This is a genomic window from Endozoicomonas sp. SESOKO2, assembly GCF_024606245.1.
Classification (GTDB): Bacteria; Pseudomonadota; Gammaproteobacteria; order Pseudomonadales; family Endozoicomonadaceae; genus Endozoicomonas_A.
In genome coordinates, this window is record NZ_JAHHPQ010000318.1 from 1 (window position 1) to 5,820 (window position 5,820).

General features: G+C 46.6%; 2 protein-coding genes. Both read right to left on the bottom strand.

Features of this window, described 5'->3' with window-relative positions:
• Nucleotides 1-5,252, bottom strand: a 5,252-nt coding sequence (locus tag KDK17_RS07220) for a hypothetical protein (protein ID WP_257287718.1), incomplete at its 3' end; no start/stop codon positions are given.
• A 176-nt stretch (nucleotides 5,253-5,428) separates the two neighbouring features.
• Nucleotides 5,429-5,820: hypothetical protein (locus KDK17_RS07225; protein WP_257287719.1), on the bottom strand; the 392-nt coding region annotated here is incomplete at its 5' end.

The window sequence follows — 5,820 nt, forward strand, 5'->3', positions numbered from 1 at the left end:
TCAAATTCATCCACTGTCTGATATCCGTCGACACCTCTGACGGCCTTCATGTAGTTTTCAAGTTCAAACTTGCTGATCAGACCTTCACGCAGCAGAGCGACGATCCTGTTGCCACTGGCAGAATAGGTAGCGAAATATTCCGAGAAGCTCTTCAGGTCCCCCGGTTCATGCTCGACGAAGTGAATAGCGGCTTCGCCCATGCCGAGGATTTCATCGTCGTATTGTTGTGGCCCGCTTTTAATGTGAGTTCTTGCCCTGTCCGCCAGCTTCTGGACTGCTTCCAAAGGATTCTGAGACTGATCTTCCAGAGGCTCAAACGTGAATTGCATTGTCTTCAGATTCTTGAAGACTTCCACCATCCGACTGGCCTGATTAAACGTCAGATCGTCCCCAACTTCTGCCTGTAAGCGAATCGGTGCAAATTCATCGTCCAAGTCAAAAGCCAGTAGATTGGGTATTGGCTTACCGCTTTGTTCTGCTGACTTTGCCAGACCAATGACAGCTTCCAGAGCCTGTTTCTTGAGAGGATGCGCCCGTATGAAGGCGTGCAAATCGGCCAGTATTTTTACCTGTTTCGGCGTGTACTGGAAGGGACCACCCTCGTTTTCAACGGCATACTCTGCAGCCCTCAGGGCTTCCCTTAATATCTCTAATTCCGCTTTTTTGCCTTCTACTTCACTTTTTAGACTTTTCTTTTTTTGGGTCAGTTGCAGGATCTTGCCGCCAGTGCCATCGTTCCCACCCAGTTGTAACTGTTTGTTTTTCACGGCTTCCACCCGGTCAGCATAGCGGGCAGCAGGGTCTGGCTTATGACCTATGTCGTCTTCAATGGCTGCAAGATTCGCTTCATGGGCCTTCAGAGCTTCTTGTGCTTTTGATGTTTTTGCTTTTTTCTGTCTCAGGACTAAATCCAGCACTTCTCTATCTTGCTCAAGTTTGGTTTTGGTTTTCGGATCGATGCCTTTGGAGTGCTCTATCGCCTGATTTTTACTGTTCAGCTCCAGTTGTGTTTGCTTTTGTTCATCTTGTGCATAGGCCAATGCCATTTCTCTCGCCTCGTGCTCATGCAGGAATTTCGTGATCTGAGTGTACTTTTTCCTGGTTTCGGGCAGTTCACCCAATGCTTCATCGCCTTCATTTCGATCATGGGAGGCTGCATATTCTCTGATGGCATTAATGTAATTGCCTACATTTAAATGGTTATCACGGTCAAACTCAAAAGGGATTTTCGTAACACTAACGGTAGTCCACAGCTGTTGAATGACGCCAACTTCGCTTTGTGAATAGTATTTGCTTTTCTGAAAATAACGTTCGATGTCGTTTAATAAGTCTTCAAGGATTTGATTATCAGCCTGACTCAGGCCCAACCTGGCATGAATGTGTTTGATTGCCCCATTGAGAGCCTTAATGATTTTATCCCTGTCGGGGGGGACGTCAGCAGACTCTGCTAATACCACTTGTTTAAGATGAATAGCATCCAGTTTGCGATGAAGTTCCTCCAGTTCCTTTTCAGCTTCTTCTGTGTCTTCTCTGGCTCTGGCTAGCTCACGATCAAGAACGTATCGGGGTTTAGGTCCCAGGCGAGCCATTTGCCTGTCAAGCTCATTCTCAATGGCTGCAATACGCTCTTCAACCATAGGCTGACACGCTTTAAAAACGGCTATATACCGCTGTTCGAGTGTTTCTTTAATGAGATTGATCTGATCATCTGCAGGGGCATCCTCTTTATAGTCCAGAATGACAAGGCGCAATGCCATTTCATTATTTCTTTCTCTTATGATGCCTTCATCATCATAGGGTTTGCTCAGTTCGGAATTTAATGTCCGAAATCCGGCTCTTAGAACAACCCTCTGTTCATTCAGGCTGGCATCTTTTTCAAATTCTATTTTCAGATCATCGGCCAGTTTAGCAACCAGGTCTCTGGCTCTTTCCTTGGCAGCAATGTTTTCCCTCTTGTCGATAAGCAGCGCGTCCTCTACAGCTATAAGCATCTGTTCCTGTTGTCTTGTGATTCGAAAATCCTCGTCTTCGACATAAAGGCTCAGGCGCCAGTGAAGCCTGTCAAGTTTAACTTTTCTTTTTTCGTATTCAGTGGTGAAGTCTTCTTCCCAGAGTGCATTATTTATATCATCCAGCATTTTTTCGGTGACATCATCGCTGTCAAGTCTGGTAAGAATCCTGTCAAGTCGTTTTGCCTTGTCATCACCTTCATTGACTTCGATTTTGAGCATTGCTTCTACGGTTTTCAGCAGATTCTGCGTCTCTTCCTGAGCCTTCTGTCTGGCTTCTGTGATGGCTGTCTGCATCCTCCCGGAAATGGCCTGACGACGGTAATACTCATCGTCTTCGCTGTCGGGATCACCCATTTCCAGTGCTTCTTCGACGACACTTAGTTTATCAAGTACTTCGGGCCTGGTTATGGGGTGCCCCGGTGTTCTGATGTCTTCCAGTTCTTCTTCCATACTGGCAAGCTTGTTTACATTCTCATGTATTGCTTCTATCAGTGTGATCTGATCCCCCAATGTGCTGTCTTCAGGCTGTTTCTTACCATAAAGCACTGCCAAAGCATTTCGCATGAGTTTGTCGTAAGTTATGTCAATATCGCTTTGAGCATTCAGTTCCTGAACTCTCTGAAGGATCCGTTCTTGATGAACGTCCAATGTTTCGCGTTGAGCATTCAGTTTCTGAATGCTCTGAATCAGAAGTTTTTGTTGAGTCTCAATATCTGCACCGCGATCAAAATCCTTGATGTTTAAATGCGCGGCAATGGTTGCAGCTATTTTTTGAGCTTCTGTTCCGGTGCTCTGTTGCTGAAGATATTCCTGATCGACCTCGGCTACCTGCTTGATTTCCTGAGTTTTCAGGCTGATGAGCCTGGCTTGCTCTTCCAGTGGCTGGGTATCATCCCGGTTATCAATTCCAAGCTCTGCTGCCATTTGGATGTTGCGAGCTATTTTGGCACCTGCTCTGGCATCACGAACGGGTTGTTCCAGCTTTGGAATTTGTTCGACTTCCTGCTGAAGTTTCTGTAACCGGTTTTGCTGTTTTTCTTGCTCTTGTTGATTCGCCAGTTGGTGCTGAAAGGCCTCAAGTTGCTGCTGTATATTGTATTGCTGGACATCGTAGTCCAAAATAGTGAGGCAAAGGGCTCGCAGTTGATTTTCACTAACCGGGGGCGGAACGGGCCGATCTCCAATGATAGCGGACAGTTCGTGGTAGGGCTTAAAGGCTAGTTCTGCCCTTAGTTGCACAAGCTGTTGAATGGACTCAATGCGGGCAACCCGATCATTTTCATCGATCGGAGTAATACCGAAATGGCCTTCAATGGCTGCCAATTTTGTATTCAGAGCCTCATCGGACTGTCCTTTTGCGGGCTCTGTTGCAGACACCGCTCTGTAGATTTCATTCGTTTTTTTTCTGATGATTCTGGCTTGTTCTGCCAGTGGCTGGGTATCATCCCAGTTGTCAATACCAAGCTCCGCCGCCATTTGAATGTTGCGAGCTATTGTGGCATCTGCTCTGGCATCAAGAACTTGTTGTTCCAGCCTTGGAATGCCTTCGACTTCCTGCTGAAGTTTATGTGACAGCTGTTGCAGTCCTGCCATCACTTTAAGAGTCTGTAGAAACTCATTCTCAACTCGTTGCCTGAGCTGAAGTGATCTGTATATTTTCTGGTGACTATCAACAATTGTCTCCGTTAAGAGTTTCATCTCCTTTCTGAGCTGGACGAGTTTGAGTTCTGTTGTCTGTTGCTGCTCTTTCAGCTCGCTTTCTATCTCAATCAGCTGTCCGGCCATGTCGCCCGTGACTTTGGAAGCAAACTTTTTGTTCTCCCCAAGAGCATCGATCTGCGCTTCGTTGATACCGCTTAGAACGGCTACCACTTGCTGAATATTCTGAATAAAGAGCTGACTGGTCAGAAAATTTTTAATGACGGGTTTGAAATCGAAGTATTTTACCAGTTGAGAATGCATCCAGGTTGGCGTGGCAACTGATAAAGCCAATCTGATGTGTGCTGTTGTGAATTCAAATTCATCGGCTTTGTCTGGAGTAGCGCTGGTTAATGCCTGCTGGATAGATTCATAGTATGTCAGCGTAATCAGTTTAGCTTTGCTAAGTAGAGCATCTTGCTGTACAGCTAACTCCTCCAGCAGTTCCATTTGCCTGTTTCGAATGACGTACTGGTAGCCTTTGACCTTATCTTTTTTTACCTGTGTGGTTGTTGAAGGAATGGGGTTATTAGCGAAATCTTTTACCAGGAGTTTATAGAGGCCTTCCACAAAAGCGAGGTCGGTCGGATTCTGTTTCAGATGATGGAAAACAATAGCTTCTCCCGTAGCCCCGGTCACTTCCAGTTTTGGATAACCCGCAGGCACAGGATAAGTCTGTGTCTCACCCTCGATGTGTTCAACATAGCTGACAGGTTTATAGTATGACAACAGATCATTCAGGGCTTTCTGTTGTAAACCTTCCTCCAGAACATGAACCTGGGTGTAGGCAGAGGTGGCTGCTGCCAAAAGCACTTCATCATTGATGAAGAGCGATTGACCCAGACGTTGCAGTTCAGGAGTCTGATCGCCTGTAGTCATAAGAAGCATAAAGGTGCGCCCGTTCACTTCAATTTTGTCTACTTTAATGGTGGCAAGGGCGACATAGCGATCAACTTCGCCAAGGCTTCCTGCTCTTTCATTGGCTCCTTTCAGTACTCCGACCAGCCGTTTGGGGCTGGCGATTTTCGTTAACGGTTCCAATGGTTCGATGTCACCTGATTGATGACGAACAGCCTTTATTGAATCCTGACTCGTCATTCCTTCTCTGACTTCAATGACCAGTTTCTTTTCTGCAAGGTTATGGGTGAATCTGAAGACTCCCTCATTACCGACCTTGAGGACTTTGGTGTACTTCTGAGCAACATCATTCTCGTCTGTTTCAAACAGATCAACACTGGAAACGCCAACACCGATGCCAGAAAGCGCGTCTGTGAAGCCTTCAGAAGGAACGTGATAGTCTGCTCTGACTTGAGTCTGGTCAGGGTAGGTGGTGGTAATGGATTTGGGTATTGGCTGCAGATCATCACCTAAAGTTGGCTGAACTATGATCTCGCTCTGGGTAAACTCCACATGTCCATTGACCGGAATATCGACAGATTTTGTCTCCAGCCTGAAACCGGCCAGTGCCTCTGTACTAATGATGGAAGTGCTGATGGCAATAGCCACTGCAAGGCTTATGGCATTGGGGCGGGCATGTGTCATTCTGTTACCTTGGAGCTGAGTACTTTTATTACCGTGCACAGTGATTGCCATAGCAGGCGAGGAAGCGACTTCTATTCGCTCATGGCTGTTAATTGCTTATGGCTGTTCCGGTAAGCTGTTGAGTGAATTTAGTTCACAGTGGCAAAAGTTCAACGCCAGTAACATTGAGTTTTTTTTCAGGGAAGGCTTTCCTTCGGTGCTGCAATTCCTGACTCGAAGAATGCACCCAGGGTGTAAGAATAAGGAATACTTTCTGCGTGGGAGAAAGACCATTCAGGCACATTGTCCCTGAAGTATTTCTCCCAGCCTCTCTCGTACATTTTCATGGTGCGATCACGTCGTTCACGGAACTGAAGAAAATTCTCGTTCCTTGTCCAGCCGTGCATCATTTTGTTTGCCTTAACACGATTGGCATACCCTTCATCCGTTTCATTGAAGCGCTGAGGCGTGGCAATGGCAGTACGCTTCACATAGTCCGCTTCCGTTTCACCTGCACCTCTCCAGCGGTTGATCTTGTCGAGACTGCGGCCCAGAGGTCCGCCCAGCCATTGAGTGAGCATCTTGTTGT